This is a genomic window from Methylobacterium sp. GXF4 (genome assembly GCF_000272495.1).
Lineage (GTDB): Bacteria > Pseudomonadota > Alphaproteobacteria > Rhizobiales > Beijerinckiaceae > Methylobacterium > Methylobacterium brachiatum.
This window is the reverse complement of sequence record NZ_AKFK01000045.1, coordinates 55,261-77,066: the sequence shown is the minus strand read 5'-3', so window position 1 is coordinate 77,066 and position 21,806 is coordinate 55,261. Positions and strand designations below refer to the sequence as shown.

The 21,806-nt window shown below is 70.0% G+C and carries 16 protein-coding genes; 6 read left to right on the top strand and 10 right to left on the bottom strand.

Features of this window, described 5'->3' with window-relative positions:
* The first annotated feature begins 60 nt into the window (after positions 1-60).
* On the top strand, positions 61-3,387 hold the full coding sequence (locus WYO_RS04465) for a GAF domain-containing hybrid sensor histidine kinase/response regulator (RefSeq protein ID WP_007559610.1): 3,327 nt from the start codon (positions 61-63) through the stop codon (positions 3,385-3,387).
* A 7-nt stretch (positions 3,388-3,394) separates the two neighbouring features.
* Here WYO_RS04465 and WYO_RS04460 read toward each other — a convergent pair whose 3' ends face one another.
* The 5 genes from WYO_RS04460 to WYO_RS04440 all read right to left on the bottom strand — a co-directional run bounded on the left by WYO_RS04460 (position 3,395) and on the right by WYO_RS04440 (position 7,377).
* On the bottom strand, positions 3,395-3,700 hold the full coding sequence (locus WYO_RS04460; protein ID WP_007559608.1) for a hypothetical protein: 306 nt from the start codon (positions 3,698-3,700) through the stop codon (positions 3,395-3,397).
* Complete coding sequence (locus WYO_RS04455) at positions 3,697-4,008, bottom strand: EthD family reductase (protein WP_007559606.1); 312 nt, start codon at positions 4,006-4,008, stop codon at positions 3,697-3,699. The genes WYO_RS04460 and WYO_RS04455 overlap by 4 nt, the downstream gene beginning before the upstream one ends.
* A gap of 154 nt (positions 4,009-4,162) precedes the next feature.
* Entirely contained in the window at positions 4,163-5,494 is a 1,332-nt protein-coding gene (locus WYO_RS04450) for an NAD(P)/FAD-dependent oxidoreductase (RefSeq protein WP_007559605.1), read from the bottom strand.
* A 164-nt stretch (positions 5,495-5,658) separates the two neighbouring features.
* Positions 5,659-6,306: a maleylacetoacetate isomerase gene (gene maiA / locus WYO_RS04445; RefSeq protein ID WP_007559603.1), complete on the bottom strand. Its 648-nt coding sequence runs from the start codon at positions 6,304-6,306 to the stop codon at positions 5,659-5,661.
* 159 nt (positions 6,307-6,465) lie between these two features.
* Positions 6,466-7,377 carry an aspartate/glutamate racemase family protein gene (locus tag WYO_RS04440; protein ID WP_007559601.1) on the bottom strand — a complete coding sequence of 304 codons (912 nt, stop codon included), beginning with the start codon at positions 7,375-7,377 and terminating at the stop codon, positions 6,466-6,468.
* An 866-nt stretch (positions 7,378-8,243) separates the two neighbouring features.
* Here WYO_RS04440 and moaB point away from each other — a divergent pair.
* A complete protein-coding gene (gene moaB, locus WYO_RS04435) occupies positions 8,244-8,801 on the top strand; it encodes a molybdenum cofactor biosynthesis protein B (protein ID WP_007559599.1) in 558 nt (185 codons plus the stop codon).
* Here moaB and WYO_RS04430 read toward each other — a convergent pair.
* Both WYO_RS04430 and WYO_RS04425 read right to left on the bottom strand, forming a co-directional pair.
* On the bottom strand, positions 8,791-10,245 hold the full coding sequence (locus WYO_RS04430; RefSeq protein ID WP_007559597.1) for an amino acid permease: 1,455 nt from the start codon (positions 10,243-10,245) through the stop codon (positions 8,791-8,793). The two genes, moaB and WYO_RS04430, sit on opposite strands and share 11 nt — an antisense overlap.
* 138 nt (positions 10,246-10,383) lie before the next feature.
* Entirely contained in the window at positions 10,384-10,902 is a 519-nt protein-coding gene (locus WYO_RS04425; protein ID WP_039902273.1) for a hypothetical protein, read from the bottom strand.
* A 164-nt stretch (positions 10,903-11,066) separates the two neighbouring features.
* Between WYO_RS04425 and WYO_RS04420 the strand changes: the two genes are divergently transcribed.
* The 3 genes from WYO_RS04420 (at position 11,067) to WYO_RS04410 (ending at position 17,307) form a co-directional block, all read left to right on the top strand.
* The gene (locus WYO_RS04420) at positions 11,067-12,182 is read left to right on the top strand and encodes a PA0069 family radical SAM protein (RefSeq protein ID WP_007559593.1); all 1,116 of its coding nucleotides are present in this window, start codon (positions 11,067-11,069) and stop codon (positions 12,180-12,182) included.
* 351 nt (positions 12,183-12,533) lie between these two features.
* Positions 12,534-14,666 (top strand): methyl-accepting chemotaxis protein, encoded by a 2,133-nt coding sequence (locus WYO_RS04415; protein ID WP_007559590.1) that lies wholly within the window; start codon positions 12,534-12,536, stop codon positions 14,664-14,666.
* A 283-nt stretch (positions 14,667-14,949) separates the two neighbouring features.
* Positions 14,950-17,307 (top strand): membrane-bound PQQ-dependent dehydrogenase, glucose/quinate/shikimate family, encoded by a 2,358-nt coding sequence (locus WYO_RS04410; RefSeq protein ID WP_007559588.1) that lies wholly within the window; start codon positions 14,950-14,952, stop codon positions 17,305-17,307.
* A 143-nt stretch (positions 17,308-17,450) separates the two neighbouring features.
* On the opposite strand, the gene WYO_RS04405 is transcribed toward WYO_RS04410, so the two are convergent.
* Genes WYO_RS04405 through WYO_RS04395 form a run of 3 tightly spaced genes read right to left on the bottom strand, consistent with a single transcriptional unit; the run spans position 17,451 to position 19,986 of the window.
* Positions 17,451-18,074 (bottom strand): ribonuclease HII, encoded by a 624-nt coding sequence (locus WYO_RS04405; protein ID WP_007559586.1) that lies wholly within the window; start codon positions 18,072-18,074, stop codon positions 17,451-17,453.
* A 38-nt stretch (positions 18,075-18,112) separates the two neighbouring features.
* Complete coding sequence (locus WYO_RS04400) at positions 18,113-19,159, bottom strand: glycosyltransferase family 1 protein (RefSeq protein WP_007559584.1); 1,047 nt, start codon at positions 19,157-19,159, stop codon at positions 18,113-18,115.
* Between the two features lie 11 nt (positions 19,160-19,170).
* Positions 19,171-19,986, bottom strand: coding sequence for a UDP-2,3-diacylglucosamine diphosphatase (locus WYO_RS04395; protein WP_007559582.1), 816 nt, complete (start codon positions 19,984-19,986; stop codon positions 19,171-19,173).
* Positions 19,987-20,520: 534 nt separating this feature from the next.
* Here WYO_RS04395 and WYO_RS04390 point away from each other — a divergent pair.
* Positions 20,521-21,729, top strand: coding sequence for an aminotransferase class V-fold PLP-dependent enzyme (locus WYO_RS04390; RefSeq protein ID WP_007559580.1), 1,209 nt, complete (start codon positions 20,521-20,523; stop codon positions 21,727-21,729).
* Positions 21,730-21,806: the final 77 nt, after the last annotated feature.

Here is a 21,806-nt window from a genome sequence, read left to right as displayed (position 1 = left end):
CTCGCGGCATCGCTCCTGCGAGGACGCTGGCGAACGGCGGATCCGTTCCCGGAGACGGCAGTGAGAGTACATCCGGACGATGAGGCGGCGCGGCTTGCAACCCTGGATGCCCTCGGCATCGTCGGCACGTCCCCCGAGCCGCATTTCGACGCCGTGTGCCGCACCGCCCGCCGCCTGTTCGGCGTGCGCAGCGCCTTCGTGGGCTTCATCGACGACACCCAGCTCTGGCTGAAGACTCCCTGCATCGACGTCCCGACATCGAGCCCCCGGGAACTCGGCCTGTGCGACCACACGATCCGCAGCGATGCCATGCTGGTCGTGCCCGACACCCGGCTCGATGCCCGCTTCCGCGACCTGCCCGGGGTCGCCGCGCCCGATGGGTTCCGGTTCTACGCCGGCATTCCCCTGAGCCTGACGCCGGGGATCCGGATCGGCACCTTCTGCCTGATCGACCCGGAGCCCCGGGACGGGCTCTCGGAATCCGACGCGGAAGCGTTCCGCGATCTCGCCGAGATCGTGATCGCCCATCTGCGGCTGACCGAGGCCAACGCGAAGCGCAGCCACGAGATCGCGCAGGCGGCGGTCCGCGAGGCCCTGATCCGGGAGCAGCATCGCGAGATCAACGCCCGGGCGGAGGCCCAGGCGGCGGCCAACCACCAGCTCACCATGGCCGAGCAGCTCGCCAGCGTCGGCAACTGGCGCGTGGACTTCGCCGACGGGCAACCGGTCTGGTCGGAGAGCCTCTACGCGATCGCCGGCCGCGATCCCGGCGGACCGGCGCCCCCGCAGGCCGCCTTCACGCAGATCTATCACCCGGACGACCGGGAGCGGCTCGAGGGGATCGTCGCGGACGCGGTGGCCCGCGGCGCCAGCTTCGATTTCGAGACGCGGCTGCTGCGGCCCGACGGCGAGGTTCGCGACGTGGTCGTGCGCGGCCTGTGCCGCGGCGAGGGCGCGGTGACCGGCCTCATCGGGGTGCTCATCGACGTGACCGAGCGGCGCCGCGCCGAGGACGAGGTCCGCCGCAGCGAGCTGCGCTATCGCGGCCTCGCCGAGACCCTGCCGCTCCTGATCTGGACCATGCGGGTCGGCGACGGGCAGGCGACCTACGCCAACGCCCAGTTCCACGCCTATTACGGGCCGATCGGGCTGGACCGGGCTGAGCGCCTCGCCCGCAACCACCCGGAGGATGCCGCCGCCATGGAGGCGGCCTGGCAGGAGGCGATCGAGACCGGGATCGGCTATAGCGGCCAGTGGCGGATCCGGCGGCATGACGGTGCCTATCGGTGGCACAAGATCTCGCTGATCCCGATCTATCTCGACCCCGAAGACGGCGCCGTGGTGGAGTGGCTCGGCACCGCCCTCGACGTCGACGACATCGTCACGGCCCGGCTCGCCGTCGAGGAGGCGCGCGGGCTCCTGGGCATCGCCCTGGACGCGGCCGATGCCGGCACCTGGGACTGGGACATGCGCACGGGGTTCGCCACCCTGAGCCTCGAGAGCGCGCGGATGCACGGGCTGCCCGATACCGGTCGGTCGCACACCATGTCGGCGGCGGCCTGGACGGCGCTCCTGCATCCCGAGGATGCCGGCGACGTCTGGAACGAGATCCGGCGGGCGGTGGAAACCTCGTGCCCCTTCGTCGCCGAGTTCCGGGTGGGCGAGCGCTGGATCTACGCGCGCGGGCGCACGCAGTTCGGCCCCGAGGGCCAGCCGCAGCGCATGGTCGGCCTCCATCTCGACATCACCGAGCGCAAGGCCGCGGAGGCCGCCCTGCGGGAGGCCACCCGCGACGCCGAAGCCGCCCGAGCCGAGGCGGAGCGGGCGAGCGCGGCCAAGAGCGAGTTCCTGGCCGCGATGAGCCACGAGATCCGCACGCCGCTCAACGGCATCCTGGGCTACGCCGACCTGCTGCTCGACGAGAGCGCGATCCAGGACGAGGACCGGCGACGCCTGGAGCTGATCCACAGCTCGGGGGCGGCGCTCCTCACCGTGGTCAACGACATCCTCGACTTCTCCAAGATCGAGGCCGGCGAGCTGACCCTCGACCCGGTCAGCTTTCCGCTGGTCCAGATCGTCGACGACACGGTGTCGATCGTGCGCGGCAGCGCGCTCCGGAGCGGGTTGCGGATCGAGGCGCAGATCGACCCGGCGCTCCCGGGCGTCGTCGTCGGCGATCCGGGCCGCCTGCGGCAGGTCCTGCTCAACCTGCTCAACAACGCCGTGAAGTTCACCCCCGAAGGCTCGGTCACCCTCACGGTGCAGCGGGAGGGCGAGGGCCTCGCGCCCGATGGCGGCCCGGGCGACGTCGTCCGCTTCACCGTGACCGATACCGGCATCGGCATCGCGCCGGCCCAGCAGGAGCGCCTGTTCAAGCGCTTCAGCCAGGTCGACGGCTCGATCAGCCGGCGCTTCGGCGGCACCGGTCTCGGCCTCGCGATCTCCCGGCACCTCGTGACGCTCATGGGCGGCGAGATCGGCATGGAGAGCCGGGAAGGCGAAGGCTCGACCTTCTGGTTCCGCCTGATCCTGCCGCGAAGCGCCGAGGCGGCGGTTACGCTCCGGCTCGCCGGGACGGCGGCCGCATCCGCGCCGCCGGCCAAGACGTCCCGGGCGCTTCCGACCCGGGCACCGCTGCGTCTGCTCCTCGTCGAGGACGTGCCGCTCAACCAGGAACTCGCCTGCGCCGTGCTCGAATCCCAGGGCTACAGCGTGGAGGTGGCCGGCGACGGCGGCGCCGCGATCACGGCCGTGGCCCTGTCGGTGGCCGAGGGGCGGCCCTACGACCTCGTGCTGATGGACGTGCAGATGCCCGGTGTCGACGGGCTCACCGCCACGCGCCGGATCCGCGCCCTGGCGCCGCCGGCCTGCGACGTCCCGATCGTGGCAATGACCGCCAACGTCCTGCCGGCACAGGTCGCGGAGCTGCGCGAGGCCGGGATGGATGACCATGTCGGCAAGCCGTTCCGCCGGGCCGACCTGTTCGCCACGATCAGCCGCTGGACCGCTCCCGGGGCCCGCCGACCGGCACGCCAGGAGGCGACACGGCGCCGGGTGCCGGTCGATCCCGCGGTGCTCGACGCCGGTGTGCTCAGCGACATGGAGATGAGCTTCGGTACGGATCAGGTCGGCGCGCTGCTGGATCTTCTGGCCAACGAGCTGTCCGAGCGGTTCCGGCCGAGCGAGACCGATCGCCTTCAGATCGCCCACGACGCCCACGCCATGGTGGCGGCGGCCGGGCTGCTGGGCTTCGTCGGCCTGTCGAGCCTGTGCCGCGAGGTCGAGGCCGCCGCCCATGCGGGCGCCGACCTCATGCCGCTGATCCGGCGCCTGGAGGTGCAGCGGGCCACGGCCCTCCGGGCCATCCGCCAGCTGCGGGCGGCCTGAGCCGGCCCTACGGCTCTTCCGCTTCCGGCAGCGGATCACCGGTCCAGGTCGTCGCGAAGGCGGCGAGCTGGCGGGCATCCGCGAAGGCCGCGACGGTCACGTCCCGCTCGGCCGGCATCGCTCCCGGATAGGGGGCGAGCAGGACGCGCACCCGGGCGAGGCGGCCGCCGGGGGCGTTCGCGTCGATCCAGGCCTGCGCTTCGGGGGTCAGCCGCTCCGGACCGTCGAGGGCCCGGGCGTCGGCGCGCAGCACGACCACGTAGGTGCCGAGGCTCGGATCGGCCTGCTGCACCGCCTTGACGATGTCGATCACGGGCTCTCCGCGAAGTCGTTGAGCTGCACCTGGGCCTGGGCCGTGGTGAAGTTCGGGATGTCGGCGAAGATCTCCTCGCCATGGGCGGCAACGGCCTTCTTGAAGGCGTCGGCCGATTCGAAGGTCAGCAGCGCCATCACCTGGAACGGGGCTGCGCCGCCGTCCGGGGTTCCGGCACCCTTGACCACCTTTGCGTCGTGGAGGCCCAGGGCCGACCAGCGCTCGCGCACCAGCGGCATGTGGTGGCCGAGATAGTAGCCCATGTCGAAATTCGGGCCGGCCGGATACATCACGCTGACCAGGATCATGCGGTCATCCTCCCTGTTGCGGCCCCCGTATCGCCGGGGTGCCGGTAAAACCATAGGGCGCCATCCCGAAAGGCAATCGCCGGCTCTCGGAAAGCGATGATGCCCGCTCCAACGCTCAGACCATCGTCCCGGATATCGAATCCGGGACGGTGCTTCAGTGCAGCTTCACCCGCGATTCGGTGCGGCGGGTGAGCGCCCGGGCCATGGCGTCGAGCGCCGTCTTGACGGTGCCATGGAGCGCGCGCTCGTGCATCTTGTAGAGCGAGCGGTACATCATCCGGGCGAACAGCCCGGCGATGAGCATGTTCTTGCCCCGGACGAAGCCCATCAGGCTGCCCACCGTCGAGTACTCGCCGAGCGACACGAGCGAGCCGAAATCCTTGTACTTGAACGGCTTCAAGGGCTTGCCGTCGATCTTGGCCTGGATCTGGCCGATCAGGTGGCTGGCCTGCTGGTGGGCGGCCTGGGCCCGGGGCGGCACGGGCCGGTCCGAGCCGGCCTCGACCAGATAGGCGCAGTCGCCCATCGCGAAGATATCGGGATCGCGGGTGGTCTGCAGGGTCGGGGCGACCACCAGCTGGTTGGTCCGCGTGGTCTCCAGGCCGCCGATGCCCTGCAGGAAGGGCGGCGCCTTCACGCCGGCCGCCCAGACCACCAGCTCCGACGGGATGAAGGTGCCGTCGGCGAGCTGCACGCCGTCGGCGCGCACCTCGGTCACCCGCGCCTTCACGCGAACGTCGACCCCGATCTTGTTCAGGAGCTGCATCACCTCCACCGAGAGGCGCTGCGGCACCGCCGGCAGGATCCGGTCGGCCGCCTCGACGAGGGTGATGTGGATGTCCTTGCTCGGGTCGATCCGGTCCAGCCCGGTGGCGACCACGTGGCGGAAGGTTCGGTGCAGCTCGGCGGCGAGCTCGGTGCCGGTGGCGCCGGCGCCGATCACCGTGACGTGGAGCTGGCCGGGACGGACCGGCCCATCCTGCGTGTGGGCCCGCAGGGACGCGTTGACCAGGCGCTGGTGGAATCGCACCGCCTGGTCCTGGGTGTCGAGCGCGATGGCGTGCTCGGCGACGCCGGGCGTCCCGAAATCGTTGGTGGTCGAGCCCACCGCCATCACGAGGGTGTCGTAGGGGACCGAGCGCTCCGGCGTGACCTCGCGCCCCTCGGGGTCGTGGCTCGCGGCGAGCCGGATCGTGCGGGCCTCGCGGTCGAGGCCGGTCATGCTGCCGATGCGGTAGCGGAACCCGTGCATGTGGGCGTGGTGCAGGTAATCGACGGCGTGGTGGCCGATATCGAGGCTGCCCGCCGCCACCTCGTGCAGCAGCGGCTTCCAGATATGCGTGCGGGCGCGGTCGACCAGGGTGATATGCGCGCGCTTACCGCGCCCGAGCTTGTCGCCGAGCTTCGTCACCAACTGGAGCCCCGCGGCACCGCCGCCGACCACGACGACACGATGCAGGCCGGACTCGTTCTCGACGGGTACCATCGACACCCTTTCTCCCCCACGGGCCTGGATTGACGCCCCGGCCGGATTAAACGCCTCGGACGCCCGATTGCCACATCTGCCTGCCAAGAGCACGCCCGATCGAATAAGAGCACGTCCGATCGGGCAGGCCCGATCCGCGCAGGGGCGGGATCCGGGCTCGCGCTTCAGACGGCGGGGGCGCCGGGCTGGCGCAGGGGATGCGCCTCGGCGACCTCCGGCAGGGCGAGGCAGGCCTCGGCGATCCGGGCGACCGTCGGGTAGGCCGCCGTTTCGACCCCGAAGATCCCGGTCCCAACCCAGAGGCTGACGAGGCAGAGGTCGGCGTGGCTCACCGCGTCGCCCTGGCAGAAGCGGCCGGTCCCCGGCTCGGCGGCGAGCCGGGTCTCGAGGGTCTTCAGGCCGGTCTCGAAGGCGTTGCGGAGGAAGGCCAGCATCCGGTCCCGGGGCAGCCCGTATTCCTCCATCAGGAAGGTGCGCACCCGCGGCACGTAGAGGGGATGCGTGTCGCAGGCGACGACCTGCGCGAGCGAGCGTACCCGGGCGCGGGCTCGCGGTTCCTCGGGCAGCAGGAGCACGCCGCCCTGCGTCTCCTCCAGATAGTCGAGGATCGCCAGGGATTGGGTCAGCGGCGGACCGTCGCCGTCGTACAGCGCCGGCACCGCGCCCTGCGGGTTGATCGTGCGGAATTCCGGCTTGTGCTGGTCGCCGGCATCGAGGTCGATGAAGGTCTCCTCGTAGGCGATGCCCTTCAGTTTCAGAGCGATCCGGACCCGGAAGGCCGCGGCCGAGCGCCAATTGCCGTACATGTGCATGGGAGGAGTTCCGGACTGCGGTGTCTTCGGCACCGATACGCACGAAGACACCGCAGTTCGGCGCCCGCGGCAAGTCGAGGCGTCTGCAGATTGCCGCCTCGGTCCACGGGCCGGGAACCGCACGGGTGGACGTCATGTCCCGCGGGTCGTCACCCGACGCTACGAGTTGCGCGTCTGCTGTCCGGCGGAGACCGATGCGGCCGCGGCCGACAACCGTCCGGCCTTCCGCTTGCGTTTCCGGCGAAGATCGCGCGGCTGCAGCGCTTCGAACGAAATCTTCGACGTGTCCTTGGAAGCCGCGTCGGTGGATGCCGCCGACGCGCGCCCGGCCTCGTCGTGGTGCGCCATAGCGGGCCGCAGGATGTCGCGGCCGGCGACACACCATCGCGCTGCGGCCGCGGCATGGATCTGGGCCGTGTGCAGAACGGGCACCGGATCGGGCTTGTTGAAGGCCAGGGCGATTTCCGGCGAGGCGACAATGATCCCGTCAACGCCCTGCGCCTCGAACTGGGACATGATCTGGTGATAGGTATCGACTTCGAGCACTGTGCTCTCGCCGTTGTAGATGCGATTGCAGACTGAATAGTCGATATTGACCCAGAGGTTCTGGCTCGGAAGCACCACATCCAGATTGCAGGATCCCTGTCTGAGATCCTGGTAATACTGCCCGCTCATGGTCGCCGAGGTACCGACGAGGCCGACTTTTCTCAGGGACAGGCGCTGGATCTCATCGGCCAGCGCGTCGTGAACCGGGATCACGGGCACGCCGAAATGGATCGGTTCCTCCGCAAGCGCGCATTGAAGCGTGTCGCTGGCGATCATCAGGGCATCGACGCCTTCGAGAAGCAGGTTCGCGGCGGCCTCCTTGATCTGATCGACGATCAGCGGCCAGCCGTCTTTCGAAAGCAGATGAATGATCGTGTCCGGGTCGAGGCTCCAGGTCACGAGGTCCGCAGCGGCACGGTTATTGGTTAGACTCAAGACGTGACGGTTGATCATCTGGTGGCATTCGATCGTCGAACGCCGGCTCAGGCCGCCGAGGACCCCCAATCGTCTTGATGTCGTGGTCATCTCGCGCCCTCCTGCTTGGCGTCGTGGATGTTCGTTCGGCCGAGATGAAACATTCGGGCCCGGGAACCTGTGCGAGCATCGACCGTTCCGTGTCGGTCCGGTGGCGAAGCCTGCGAATTCCTGAGCGCGTATCAGGGGCGTATAGAGCAAAGACCCGTGTCCGGAACGGCATCGTTCCAGGCTCGATATGTTCGAGCGGCAGGCGAAGGTCAGAACACGATTCGCGCGCGAAACTCCATGAGGGGTGTCGTTCGTTCGAGGCCGGAATACGATCTCGATTCGTCGTCGGCACGCGGAAGACTGACCTATGTCAGTCTCCACCGGGCGGTGACTCGTCCGGACGCCGTCGCCTACAGAGAGTGGTCTGAGTCGCGGGAAAAATCAAAGATTTTGTGGCTGTCTGTGTCTAATATTATATTGTTCGGGCGATGACTTGGCGTAGCGCCGCGGCATGCCGCTTGAATGGAGCGCGCCTGACGGATGCAGTCTCGGCTGCGGTTTTGTGGGATTGGTTGCGCCGTATTGATGAAGAGATGTCTCCTCTTTTCACAGGGCACACGATTTCGTGAGTGATCTTCTTTGATCGGATCTGCTGAAAATAGTTTCATTCTAAAAATAACTTCATGTGAGGCTCACGCATTGTTCCGGAGCGCTTGCCGGCTAATTCGAGTTCATAGGCGCGATGCCGGCGCAGACGACAGCGGGCGAACAGGCCGCAACGGTTCGGCGCACCCGACGGAGGCCTCGAGGGATCGGCCCCGGGAGGGGCGCCCAGATCCCCATTGCCGATGCGGCAGCCCGCAGCCGAGGGGGCGACAAGCGCGGGGCGGGGGCCCATATCCCGGCTCGAGTCCGGAGACCCCACGATGGCCGATCAGCCCGATACACGCCGCTTCATCCCGCTGGGAATCGCGGTGCTCACCGTCTCGGACACCCGTCGCATGGCGGATGACCGCTCGGGCGATACCCTGAGCCAGCGCCTCACCGACGCAGGTCATCGGCTCGCGGACCGGGCCATCGTGCCGGATGAGGTCCCGGCGATCCGCGCGCAGGTCGAGGCATGGCTGCGCGATCCGGCGGTCGACGTGGTGATCACCACGGGCGGCACCGGATTCACCGGCCGCGACGTGACTCCCGAGGCGCTGGAGCCGCTGTTCGAGAAGCGGATGGACGGCTTCTCGGCGGTGTTCCACCGGATCTCGTACGACAAGATCGGCACCTCGACCCTGCAATCCCGGGCCACGGCCGGGGTCGCGCAGGCGACGTACGTGTTCGTGCTGCCGGGCTCGCCGGGGGCGTGCCGGGACGCCTGGGACGGCATCCTGGCGCAGCAACTCGATTACCGGCACCGCCCCTGCAACTTCGTCGAGATCATGCCGCGGCTCGACGAGCACCTGCGGCGCGGCGCCAGCATCACGGCGTGACGGCGTTGGCCTCCTTGCGGCGCAGCACCGAGTGCCTGCGTCCGTAGAAGAAGTAGATGACCAGCCCGATCGCCATCCAGATCACCAGGCGCAGCCATGTGTCGAGGGGCAGTCCGACCATCAGCAGCAGGCAGAACAGGATGCCGAGGATGGGCACCACCGGCACGGCCGGGGCCCGGAACGGCCGCTTCATGTGCCGGTCGGTCCGGCGCAGGTAGATCACCGAGCCGCAGACCAGGATGAAGGCGGCCAGGGTGCCGATGCTGACCATCTCGCCGAGGATGTGAATCGGCACCAGCGCCGCCACGAGAGCGACCGCGGCGCCGATCAGCGCCTGGCTGCGATAGGGCGTCTGGTAGGTCGGGTGGACATGGGCGAACAGCTTCGGCAGCAGCCCGTCATTGGCCATGGTGAAGAAGATCCGGCTCTGGCCGTAGAGCAGGACCAGGATCACCGTGGTCAGGCCGGTGAGCGCGCCCAGCTTGATCAGCAACGCGAACCAGCCGATGCCGATGGCATCGACCCCCTTGGCGATCGGGTCGGGAACGTTCAGCTCCTTGTACGGCACCAGCCCGGTCAGGACGGCGGCCATGAGCACGTACAGGATGGTGCAGACGGCGAGCGAGCCGAGGATGCCGATCGGCATGTCCTTCTGCGGTTTGCGCGCCTCCTGGGCGGCGGTGGAAACCGCGTCGAAGCCGATGAAGGCGAAGAACACCACGCCGGCGCCGCGCAGGATGCCGCTATAGCCGTACTGCCCGAAGGTGCCCTCGTTCGGCGGGATCAGCGGGCTCCAATGCGCCGTGTCGACATGGCCCCAGCCCAGCGCGATGAACGCGACCACCACGGTGAGCTTGACCGCCACCATGATGTTGTTGAACCGCGCCGATTCCTTGGTGCCGCGCATCAGCAGGATCGTGATCAGCGCGACGATCACCACGGCCGGCAGGTTGAACAGGGCGGTGCCGCCGCCGTCGATCGCCGTGCCCGGCGCGTGCGCGAACCGAGGCGGGATCACGATGCCGACATCCTTCAGCAGGCTCGTGACGTAGCCCGACCAGCCCACCGCCACCGTGGCGGCGCCCATGGCGTATTCGAGGATCAGGTCCCAGCCGATCAGCCAGGCGAAGAACTCGCCCAGCGTCGCGTAGGTATAGGTGTAGCTCGACCCGGCCACCGGGATCAGCGCCGCCATCTCGGAATAGCAGAGGCCGACGAACGCGCAGGCGATGCCGCCGAGCACGAAGGACAGCATGATGCCGGGCCCGGCATACTGCGCCGCCGCGGTGCCGGTGAGCACGAAGATGCCGGCGCCGATGATCGCCCCGATCCCCATCGCGGTGATCGAGAGCGCCCCGAGCGTCTTCGAGAGCTGCTGCTCGCCCTCGCCGCTCTCCAGGATGTCGTCGACGGACTTCCGCCCCATCAGGCCCGAGGAGTCCATCGGCCCATCCTTCCCTACGGCGCAACGGGTGCGGCGCTCGCCTATAAGCTCCAGTTCAGCAAGTTTTCTGCCATCGCACCAGGGAATTTCGCGGCGCGTGCGCGGATAACGGCAAGTCGAGCTGCGACATTCTGTCGATCAGGGCCGGTCGATCCGGGCGATCAGCGGCCTGACCTTGAGGCGCGGCGCGAACACCGCGCCGGCCCGCAGCGCGTCCCGCCGCACCACGTCGCCGGGCCGGGCCCGCCGGGCGCCGAGAACGGCTTCGATGCGGCCGACCAGACCGGCAATCCAGCCCGCGGCCGGGCGGTGCAGGCGGCCGAGCCCGGTCTCCGGACGGGCCGTGCCGACGAAGCGGTCGAGGGTGCGGATCCAGCCCTCCGCCGGGACGTCGCCGGCCTCCAGGCACAGCACCCAGTCCCGCCGGGCCACCGCGGCGCCGGCCGCATAGGGGCTCGCGCCACGATGCAGCACCAGGGTCGCCCCGGTGGCGTCCGCGATGGCGGCGGCCGCCTCGCTCTCCCGGCCGGTCACGATCACCGCGTCGCCGATCAGGCCGCCGGCGACGCCCGATACGAGCACGCTGAGCGTGTCGGCCAGACGGTCGATCGCGTCCGGATCGGCCGGGTCGGCCAGATAGGTCACGGCGGAGAGCATGAGCGCGCCCATAGACGATTTTGCGCGGCGGTAAACCGCTGCGCCGCATCTCGACGGTGATGCCGGGCATCGAAGTTGCCGCGCGGGCGGCATTGCCTGAAATTAAGGCGCTGGCCGCGTCTGCGTTCGCGCTATGTTCCGGGCGGGGAACGAGGCGGCGCGACATGGCAGAGAGTCCGAGCGGATCCACCCCCGAGGCGTCCCTGCGCCTCGGCCCGAGCGCGCGGCCTCCGGAGGCTCGGCGCGGGCGCGGCGCCACCGCCAACCCCACGAGCCGCTACGACGCCGCCGCGCGCGAGGTCTTCCAGGACGGCGATTGGGAGGCGGATGCCCCCGCGCCCCTGCGCACCCAGGTCACCCTTGAGCACACGGCGCGGATCATCGCCCGCAACACCTCGCCGGACATCCCGTTCGACCGGTCGGTCAACCCGTATCGCGGCTGCGAGCACGGCTGCATCTATTGCTACGCGCGGCCGACCCATGCCTGGCTCGGTCTGTCGCCGGGGCTCGACTTCGAATCGCGGATCGTCGCCAAGCCCGACGCCGCCCGGGTCCTGGCACGGGAGATCGCCGCGCCGGGCTACCGGCCGGCGACGATCGCGCTCGGCACCGCCACCGATCCCTACCAGCCGGTGGAGCGGGAGCACCGGATCACCCGCGCCGTGCTGGAAGTGCTGCGGGAGGCCCGCCATCCCGTCGGCATCACCACCAAGTCCGACCTCGTGCTGCGCGACCTCGACATCCTGGCCGAGATGGCGGCCGAGAACCTCGTGCTGGTGGCCGTCTCGCTGCCGACGCTGGATCCGCACCTCGCCCGGCGGCTCGACCCGCGGGCGCCGCGGCCAGAGAAGCGGCTCTCCGCGATGCGGCGCCTGAGCGAGGCCGGCGTGCCCGTGATGGTCAACGTTTCGCCGATCATCCCGGGGCTGACCGACCACGAGATCGAGGCGATCCTGACTTGCGCCCGGGAGAACGGCGCGAGCCGTATCGGCCATGCCCTGCTGCGCCTGCCGGGCGAGGTCGCCGACCTCGTGGCCGATTGGTTCGCCGAGCACTATCCCGAGCGTCGGGCCCGGGCCTTCGCGCTGCTGAGCCAGGCCCGGGGCGGCCGCGAGAACGATCCCCGCTTCGGCCACCGCTTCCGCGGGGAGGGGGCCTATGCCGAGATGATCGGCCAGCGGGTTCGTCTCGCCGGCGGCCGGCTCGGCTTCGCCTTCGGGCGGATGGCCCTGAACGAGGCAGCGTTCCGCAAGCCAGGGGCGCAGCTCGCGCTGTTCTGACGGGACGCTCGCCCGGGTTCCGCGGGAGCGATTGCCGGTGCGGTACCGGCCGCACGAAAGTCGGCCTCTGCTCCCGACGCGGAGTCGGCCGGGAGAATCAGATCTCAGCGGATGGGCCACGCAATGATGGCCGAGCCGGCATCGGTCTCAAGTAGGATAGCGGACGCATTTCCAGGGCAAAGTAATTCCTGCGGTGCAGTATTTACCAATGGAAAGTGTCACACATTCGTGTTGCAAACGTCGTGATTCGGGTCCAGAGAGATTATGCCGCTGATAGATCTTTAGAGTTTTTCTAAAACAGGATCAAAAATCATCCGGCAACGCATTTTCATCTTGATGGAACCGCTTCCGATGTCTCGTGGGCAACCCTTCACGTTCGCCGGCTTCGAGCTCACGACCCTGACGATCGGCAAGATCCTGTGCGCGACCCTGTTCTCGATGAGCGTCATGCTGATTGCCTCGGGGGTCTCGACCCTGCGTGACGCCCAGGTCCAGGCGGACCAGAGCCATCGCGTGGTGGCGTTGACCGAGGCGAGCCGGACGCTACTCAAGGATCTCCTGGCCATCCGCATGGAGCGGGGCCGCACGCTCCAGGCCCTGAAGGCCGCCGAGCCGATTCCCGGTAAGGACGCGGCGCTGATCGCCGCCCAGCGCGCCACCATCGCGACCGGTCTCGCCCAGCTCGCGACGCTCGCCCGCGAGGTGGATGCGCCCACGGTGCTGGCGAAGGTCGAGCCGCTGCAGCGCGCCTACGAGGCCACGCTCAAGCTGCGCCCGCAGGTCGATGCCGCCCTCGCGGTTCCGGCGGCGCAGCGACCCGCCGGCACGCTGCCGGCCATCGCCGAGGCGTCGCAGGCGCTGCTCGACGCCTTCCTGGCGACGAACGACGCGGTCGACGCCGTCATCCCGCGCGGGGATGCGAGCCTCGCGCATTATCTCGACCTGAAACGCGCCGCCTGGGCGTCGCGGGCCCTGATCGGCGGCGTGGTCGTGCGGATCGAAGCCGCCGTCGCCGCCGGCACCCCGTGGTCGCAGGCGGATGTCGTCGCCGCGGCCGAGGAGCGCGGTCGGCTGGCCGCCGCCTGGGCCGGCGTCGTCGCGGCCGCCGCCGACGAGGCATCGGACACGGTCCGGGCCGCCTTCCGCAAGGCGAAGGCTGACAATTTCGAGGGCGAGGCCGAGGCGCGCCGCCGGGCCGCCACGGAGGCGCTCTCGCAGGGCCGGCCGACCGGCCTGTCCATCGACGACCTGCGCATCCGGCACACCGCCGAAGTGAACACGATCGCCGACCTGGCCACAGCCGCGCTCGACGCGCTGGTCGATCGGGCCCAGGCGCTGACCGAGGAGGCGCGTGCCGCGCTGTTGCGGACCGCCCTGTTCCTGATCGCCGCTCTGCTGCTGACCGGGTTTGGCACGCTGGTCGTGGTCCGGCGGGTGCTGCGGCCGATCCGCAGCATGACCGGAGCGATGCGCGCCCTGGCCGACGGTGACGCCTCCGTCGTGGTTCCGGCCCGGGAGCGCCGAGACGAGATCGGCGCCATGGCCGGCGCCGTCCAGGTGTTCAAGGACAACCTGCTCCGGACCCGGCAGCTCGAAGCCGAGGCGGAGGAGGCGCGCCGCAGTGCCGAGGGGCAGCGCCGGGCCGTCATGCGCCAGATGGCCGAGACCTTCGAGGCCGCGGTCGCCGGCATCGTCACCCAGGTCTCGTCGGCCGCGACCGAGTTGCAGGCCACGGCCTGGCAGATGACCGCGAGCGCCCAGCAGACCGCCAGCCAGTCCGGCACGGTCGCGGCGGCGGCCGAGCAATCCGCCTCCAACGTCAACACCGTGGCGAGCGCCGCCGAGCAGCTCGGCAGCACTGTCGAGGAGATCGGCCGCCAGGTGCAGGACTCGACGGCCCTGGCCCAACGGGCGGTCGGCGAGTCCGACCAGACCGCCGCCCTCGTGTCCGAGTTGAGCGCCGCCGCCGCCCGGGTCGGCGACGTGGTGCAGCTGATCGCCTCGATCGCGGCGCAGACCAACCTGCTGGCGCTCAACGCCACGATCGAGGCCGCGCGGGCCGGCGCGACCGGACGGGGCTTCGCCGTGGTGGCCGCGGAGGTGAAGGAACTTGCCGGCCAGACCGCCAAGGCGACCGAAGAGATCGCCAGCCAGATCGGCCGGATCCAGGGCGTCACCGGCGAGGCCGTGGGAGCGATCGGCGCGATCACCGGCCGGATCCGGGAGATCAACGCCGTTGCGACGACGATCGCGGCCGCGGTGGAGCAACAGGGCGCGGCCACGCGGGAGATCGTCCGCAACGTCACCCAGGCGACAGCGGGCACGCAGGAGGTCACCGGCAACATCGCCGGCGTGGCCCAGGCCGCCGGGCAGACCGGCGCGGCGGCCGAGCAGGTCCTCGCCTCGGCCACCGGGCTGTCGCGCCAGTCCGAGCAACTCGCGGCCGAGGTGGATCGCTTCCTCGCCAATGTCCGGGCCGCCTGAATCCGGGCGGGCGTCGCGCTGCGTCGGGGCTACCCTTCCGAGACGACGCACAGGTTACGAGACCAGATTCGGCCGGCCTGTTCGCCGCGCCGAAGCGGTCCGGTGATTGTTTCGCGGTCCGTCATGCAATGGCGCGCGGCTCAAGGCACAGATTTGTTCGTGTCGAGAAATAAATAATCGCCGTCTTGCAAAATGATGCATGGTAAAAGCGTAGAACAACGTCGTTGACGGTTGCACGATCCGAGATAAACAGACGCTCATCTCGCACGGTTGAGGTTGTTCGATGAGCCGACCCAGGGCATTGGCCGATTTGGTGTCGATCCTGCTTGGATCGGTCGTCGCTTTGATGGGTTTGGCCCTGTTGGCCGGCGGGGCATACTTGGCGTGGCTCGGCGGCAGCTGGTATTTCGTGGTCATGGGCGCCGCGATGCTCGTCTCCGGCATCCTGGTCGCCCAGCGCCGGCGCGAAGGCGCGCTGCTCTACGGGGCGGCGTTCGTCCTCACCGGGGCCTGGGCGGTCTGGGAGGTGGGGTTCGCGTTCTGGCCGCTGGTCTCGCGGCTGTTCGCCCTGGCGGTGCTCGCCTGCGTGGTCGCCCTGCTCGCACCGCTGCTCGATCGATCCGGCAGCGTCGCGTGGCGCCGGGCCTCCCTGGGCCTCGCCGCCGCTGTGGCACTCGCCCTGGTGGCGACCACGCTGCGGGCGTTCCAGCCGGTGCCGATCATTGCCGCGACCGAGGTTGCGGCGGTGCATCCGGCGACCCAGGCGGGACCGCAGGTCGATTGGGCGGCCTGGGGCAACACCAATGCCGGCACACGCTTCGCCGGGCTGACCCAGATCGACGCCGCCAACGTCGCCCAGCTCCAGCCGGCCTGGACTTTCCGCACCGGGGACATCGCCGTGAGCAACGGCTTCGGCGCCGAGGACCAGACCACGCCGCTCCAGATCGGCGACACCGTCTATGTCTGCACGCCCAACGACATCGTCATCGCGCTCGACGCCGATACCGGCGCGCAGCGCTGGCGCCACGATCCGAAGGCGAGCGCCCCGCAATGGCAGCGATGCCGCGGGCTCGGCTATCACGATGCGGGCGCCGCGGAGGGTGGAAAGGTCTGCCCCCGCCGCCTGCTGCTCGCCACGATCGACGCGCGCCTGATCGCCCTCGACGCCGCCACCGGCCAGCCCTGCACCGATTTCGGCGCGGGCGGCACGGTCGATCTCAAGACCGACATGGGCGAGGTCAAATCCGGCTTCTACACGCAGACCGCGGCGCCGCTGATCGCCGGCGATCTCGTGGTGGTGGGCGGCCGGGTCGCCGACAATATCGAGACCGGGGAGCCCGGCGGCGTGGTCCGGGCCTACGACGTCGCCAGCGGCGAGCTGCGCTGGGCCTGGGACCCGGGCAACCCGGCGACCACCCGCCTGCCGCCGCCGGGCGAGACCTATACGCGCGGCACGCCCAACGTCTGGACCAGCATGGCGTATGATTCGGCCCTGGGCCTGATCTACGCGCCCACCGGCAACGCGACGCCCGACTTCTTCGGCGGCCACCGCACCGCGCAGGACGACGCCACCAACTCGTCGATCTTCGCGCTGGATGCGGCGACCGGGCGGCCGCGCTGGCACGTCCAGCTCGTACACAAGGACCTGTGGGACTTCGACGTGCCGGCCCAGCCGGCGCTCTACGACCTGCCCGACGGCAACGGCGGCACCGTGCCGGGGCTGATCGCCGCCACCAAGCACGGCCAGATCTTCCTGCTGAACCGCGCCACGGGGGCGCCGATCGCGCCGATCACCGAGCGGCCGGTGCCGCAGGGCAATGTGCCGGGCGAGCATTACGCGCCGACGCAACCCTATTCGGACATGCCGTCGATCGGCACCGAGACCCTGACGGAAGCCGACATGTGGGGGGCGACGCCGTTCGACCAGCTCCTGTGCCGGATCCAGTTCAAGACCATGCGCCACGAGGGGACCTTCACCCCGCCGGGCTTCGACACCGCGCTCCAGATGCCGGGCTCGCTCGGCGGCATGAACTGGGGCAGCACCGCGATCGACATGACCCGGGACTACCTGATCGTGAACGACATGCGGCTCGGCCTGTGGAACCGGCTGATCCCGAGGGAACAGGTCGAGACCGGCAAGGCCGCCGGCACCGAGATGGGGTTGTCGTCGATGCGCGGCACGCCCTACGTCTCCCTGCGCAACCGCTTCGTGTCGGCGCTGAACGTGCCGTGCCAGAAGCCGCCCTTCGGCACGCTGACCGCCATCGACCTGAGGGCGCGCCGCATCGCCTGGCAGGTCCCGCTCGGCACGGTCGAGGATACCGGGCCGCTGGGGATCAAGATGCACCTGCCGATCCCGATCGGCATGCCCTCGCTCGGCGGGGCCCTGGTGACCGGCTCGGGCCTGATCTTCTTCGCCGGCACCCAGGATTACTACCTGCGGGCGTTCGATGCCGCGACCGGCCGCGAGGTCTGGAAGGGCCGCCTGCCGGTGGGCAGCCAGGGGGCGCCGATGACCTACCGGTCCCCGAAGACCGGCCGCCAATACATCGTGATCACGGCCGGCGGCGCCCGCCAATCCCCCGACCGCGGCGACTACGTGGTCGCCTACGCGCTACCCGCCGATTCCCGGTCGAAGTGATCCGGCTCGAAGACGGCAAAATCGGGATTCCCAAAGGGCCAGCCCTTTGGCGGGGTTCAGGGGCGGAGCCCCTGGATGCATCGGTCGAAGCCCGACAGCAGGGCTCTGCCCTGCACCCGCAAAAGGTCTCGACCTTTTGAAACCTAGCCGAACCCGCGGGTGAAGCTGAGACGGTGGTGCGGGCTCCGGCCCAGGGCCGTCAGGCCGGCCCGGTGCAGGGCCGTGCCGTAGCCGACATTGCGCTCCCAGCCGTAGCCCGGATGGCGCTCGGCCAGCCGGCGCATGAGGTCGTCGCGGAAGACCTTGGCGACGATCGAGGCGGCGGCGATCTGCGGCACCAGGGCATCGCCGCCGACCACCGCGCGGCCCGGCAGGCCGGGCAGGGCGTCCCGTCCGTCGACCAGGACCGGGGCCGCGATGCCGAGGCGTGCCACCGCCCGCGCCATGGCGTCGAGGGTCGCGGCGCGGATGTTGATCCGGTCGATCAGCGCCCGGGAGCCCGCCGCCACGGCGACCCGGGCATGGGCACGGATCAGGGGCGCCAGCTGGTCGCGGACCGGCTCGGGCACGCGCTTGCTGTCGTCCAGGGCACCCAGCAGGGCCGGGGGGATCGCATTCGGGTCGAACCAGACCGCGGCCACGACCACCGGTCCGCACAGGGCGCCGCGCCCGACCTCGTCGCAGCCGATCACCGGCGGGTAATCCTTGGCGCGGGCCGGGTCGAAGGGCGGGGTGAGGGGGGATCTGGTTCGCTTCACGGGCGGCATGTGGCCGTCCTGCCATCCCGCGCGGCCGTCGTCACGGTTCAGGCGGCGTTCCGGGTGCCCCGCTCGCCGCCATGCGCCTCGATGATGTTGCCGAAGAACTGATCGGCGCTCACGTCCCAGCCGCGGCGCAGGGCCTCCTGCCGGCACTCGGCCCGGGACAGGCGGAGCGCCGCGAGCGCGGCCGCGCGCAGGTCGTGGTCGAGGATGCCGACCCGGGTCCCGCTCAGCACGTCGTTGGGTCCCGGCACCGGGAAGGCGGCGATCGGCAGGCCGCAGGCCATGGCCTCCAGAAGCACGATGCCGAACGTGTCGGTCAGGCTCGGGAACACGAAGGCGTCGCAGGCGGCGTAGACCGATGCCAGCGCCGCGCCGGTCCGCGTGCCGAGGAAGCGCGCCTCCGGAGCCAGGGCCTGCAGCCGCGCCCGGTCCGGCCCATCGCCGACCACGACCTTGGTGCCGGGCAGGTCCAGGCTGAGGAAGGCGGAAAGATTCTTCTCGACGGCGAGCCGGCCGACATAGAGGAACAGCGGCCGCGGCAGTTGGGCCAGTTCCGCCGGCGGCGGCTCGCCGGGGGCGGCCGGGCGGAACCGCTCGGTGTCGACCCCGCGGGTCCAGCGCATCAGCTGGGTGAAACCCCTGGCCTCCAGCTCCGCCTGGAGGGTCGGGGTGCTGACCATCGTGCCCCGGGCCGCGCCGTGGAAGCGGCGCAGATAAGCGTAGGACCACGCCTCCGGCACCGGCAGCCGGGCCGCGAGGTATTCCGGAAACCGCGTGTGATAGCTCGTGGTGAAGGGCAGCCCGTGGGCCAGGCAGTGGCGCCGGGCCGCGAAGCCGATCGGCCCCTCGGTGGCGATATGGACATGGCTCGGCCGCTCCTTGGCCCAGCGCGCCGCCACCCGGTCCCGTCCGGCCAGGGCCAGGCGGATCTCCGTGTAGCCCGGCAGGGGCAGCGAACGGAAATCGGCCACCGAGAGCAGGGCCGTCCCGAAGCCGTGCTCGGGCGCCCGGCGGACCATCTGCTCCAGCGAGCGGACCACGCCGTTGACCTGCGGATGCCAGGCGTCGCTGGCGATGAGGAGCTTCACCGAGCGATCCCTCACGCCACCGCGCGCCGGCCCGTCACCGCTCGCGGCGCAGCCTCGGCCTCGCGCGCCCGCAGGATGCTCGGATAGTGCAGCACCTCGATGCGGCCGTCGTAATGCTCGATCAGCCCGGTGCAGGATTCCACCCAGTCACCGGTGTTGAGGTAGCGCAAATCGCCGATCGCCCGGTCGGCGGCGTGGTGGATATGCCCGCAGATCACGCCGTTCGCGCCCTGGCGACGCGCCTCCTCGGCCAGGATCGTCTCGAACCGGCCGATGAAGCTGACGGCGTTCTTGACCCGCAGCTTCGCCCAGGCCGAGAGCGACCAGTAGGACAGGCCGACCCGCCGCCGGATCCGGTTGATCACGGTGTTGAGCGTCAGGGCGAGCGTGTAGGCGCCGTCTCCGAGATGGGCGAGCCAGGGCGAGTGCCGCACCACCATGTCGAACTGGTCGCCGTGGATCACCAGGTAGCGCTGCCCGTCGGCGGCCTCGTGGATCGCGGTCTCGGCGATCTCGATGCCGCCGAAATTCGTGCCGACGTAGTCGCGCAGGAACTCGTCGTGGTTGCCCGGCAGGTAGACGATCCGGGCGCCCTTGCGCACCTTGCGCAGGAGCTTCTGGACGACGTCGTTGTGTTCCTGCGGCCAGTACCAGCCGGAGCGCAGCTGCCAGCCGTCCACGATGTCGCCGACCAGGTAGACCGTGTCGGCGTCGTAATCGCGCAGGAACGACAGGAGCAGCCCGGCCTGGCAGCCGCGCGTTCCGAGATGCAGGTCCGACAGGAACAGCGTGCGGACCCGGACCGGCATCTCCTCATCCTCGGCCACGTCACCCTCCCGGCGGTCGAACGGTGCCGGGATCCAGAGCGCGATCACGTCTCAGTTTGATGACGCGGGGGTGGATCGCTGTGGGTGTTGTGGTGCGCTGCAGCGGAAGTTCTCAAGCCCGAATAGCTGGCGTTGCGGCGCACAAAAAATTTTTTTACCGCGATCCCGAAGTTTTTCCGGTTTTGCTTCCGAGCTTCGCCGCCTCATAATACCAGATAACCGGTGGCTCGGCGTGAGCCGGGCCGGACGCGTACTGGAAGGCGGCCAGGGTGCCTTGAGACGAGGCGCCGTAGAACGGGACGGCATTTCGGAGGCGACCGGCGCGCGGGGGCGCGCCGCGACGCGAGCGGCACGAGGCCGCCTGCCGCTCCGCTGAGCCCCCCGATCCACGGATGACGCGGATGACGTTCGGGACGCTGCGGTCTGCCGCGGCCACCGGCGCCGCTCGCAGGATGCCCGACACGGCCGCCGAGGACGTTCGAACGAACCGGCGCGGGTCCGCCCGCGCACAACAGAGTTTTTGGAGGAAACACCATGGCCGCAACCCGGCGCCCCGGTCGCAACCATCTCTTCATCCCCGGCCCCACGAACATCCCGGACCGCGTCCTGCGCGCGATGCACGTGCCGTCCGAGGATCACCGCTCGCCGGGCTTTCCCGAGCTGGTGAAGCCGCTGCTGCAGGACGCCAAGATCGTGTTCGGCTCGACCGCCGGGACGGTCATCCTGTTCCCGTCCTCGGGCACCGGCATCTGGGAATCGGCCCTGTCCAACACCCTCTGCCGCGGCGACAAGGTGCTGACGTCCCGCTACGGCCAGTTCAGCCACCTCTGGGTCGACATGGCCCAGCGTCTCGGCCTCGACGTGATCGTCCAGGAGGAGGAGTGGGGCACCGGCGCCGATCCGCAGAAGATCGAGGAGGCGCTCCGGGCCGATAAGGACCACGCCATCAAGGCCGTGATGGTCGTCCACAACGAGACCGCCACCGGCGTCACCAGCGACATCGCCGCTGTGCGCAAGGCGCTCGACGCCGCCGGCCACCCGGCGCTGCTGTTCGTGGACGGCATCTCGTCGATCGGCTCGCTGCCGTTCTACATGGACGAGTGGAAGGTCGATTGCGCCATCGCGGGCTCGCAGAAGGGCTTCATGCTGCCGGCCGGCCTCGGCCTGATCTGCATCAGCCCCAAGGCGCTGAAGATCGCCGAGGGCGGCACCGGCCGCAACGACCGGCTCGGCCACGCCTACTTCGCCTGGAAGGACCAGCTCGCGGCCAACGCCACCGGCTACTTCCCCTACACCCCGGTCCTGCCGCTGCTCTACGGCCTGCGCGAGGCCCTGGCGATCGTGAAGGAGGAGGGGCTGGAGAACATCTACCACCGCCATCACGTCCTCGCCGAGGCGACCCGCCAGGCGGTGGCGGCCTGGGGTCTCAAGCCCTGCGCCAAGGAGCCGAAGTGGAACTCCGACACGGTCACGGCGATCGTCGTGCCGGAGGGCGCCGACGCCGCCAAGGTGATCACACACGCCTACGAGCGCTACAACCTCTCGCTGGGCGCCGGCCTGTCGAAAGTTGCCGGTAAGGTGTTCCGGATCGGCCACCTGGGCGACCTGAACGAGCTGTCCCTGCTCGGCGCCATCGCGGGCGCCGAGATGGCGATGCTCGATTGCGGCATCAAGGTCACGCCGGGCTCGGGCGTCGCCGCGGCATCGAGCTACCTGCGCGAGAATCCGCTGCACAAGGCGTAATTCACGCCCGTCGTCGAAGCGGGGTCGGCTTGCCGGCTTCGCTTCGACGCGCAAGTAAGAACAAGAATCCCGAGGAA

Bases quoted from the DNA above. Each gene is read 5' to 3' on its own strand.
- maiA (WP_007559603.1), bottom strand. From the start codon at position 6,306: ATGCACATGTACGGCAATTGGCGCTCGGCCGCGGCCTTCCGGGTCCGG.
- WYO_RS04390 (WP_007559580.1), top strand. From the start codon at position 20,521: ATGGCCGCAACCCGGCGCCCCGGTCGCAACCATCTCTTCATCCCCGGC.
- WYO_RS04410 (WP_007559588.1), top strand. From the start codon at position 14,950: ATGAGCCGACCCAGGGCATTGGCCGATTTGGTGTCGATCCTGCTTGGA.
- moaB (WP_007559599.1), top strand. From the start codon at position 8,244: ATGGCCGATCAGCCCGATACACGCCGCTTCATCCCGCTGGGAATCGCG.
- WYO_RS04440 (WP_007559601.1), bottom strand. From the start codon at position 7,377: ATGACCACGACATCAAGACGATTGGGGGTCCTCGGCGGCCTGAGCCGG.
- WYO_RS04430 (WP_007559597.1), bottom strand. From the start codon at position 10,245: ATGGACTCCTCGGGCCTGATGGGGCGGAAGTCCGTCGACGACATCCTG.
- WYO_RS04425 (WP_039902273.1), bottom strand. From the start codon at position 10,902: ATGCTCTCCGCCGTGACCTATCTGGCCGACCCGGCCGATCCGGACGCG.
- WYO_RS04455 (WP_007559606.1), bottom strand. From the start codon at position 4,008: ATGATCCTGGTCAGCGTGATGTATCCGGCCGGCCCGAATTTCGACATG.
- WYO_RS04420 (WP_007559593.1), top strand. From the start codon at position 11,067: ATGGCAGAGAGTCCGAGCGGATCCACCCCCGAGGCGTCCCTGCGCCTC.
- WYO_RS04415 (WP_007559590.1), top strand. From the start codon at position 12,534: ATGTCTCGTGGGCAACCCTTCACGTTCGCCGGCTTCGAGCTCACGACC.
- WYO_RS04405 (WP_007559586.1), bottom strand. From the start codon at position 18,074: ATGCCGCCCGTGAAGCGAACCAGATCCCCCCTCACCCCGCCCTTCGAC.
- WYO_RS04450 (WP_007559605.1), bottom strand. From the start codon at position 5,494: ATGGTACCCGTCGAGAACGAGTCCGGCCTGCATCGTGTCGTCGTGGTC.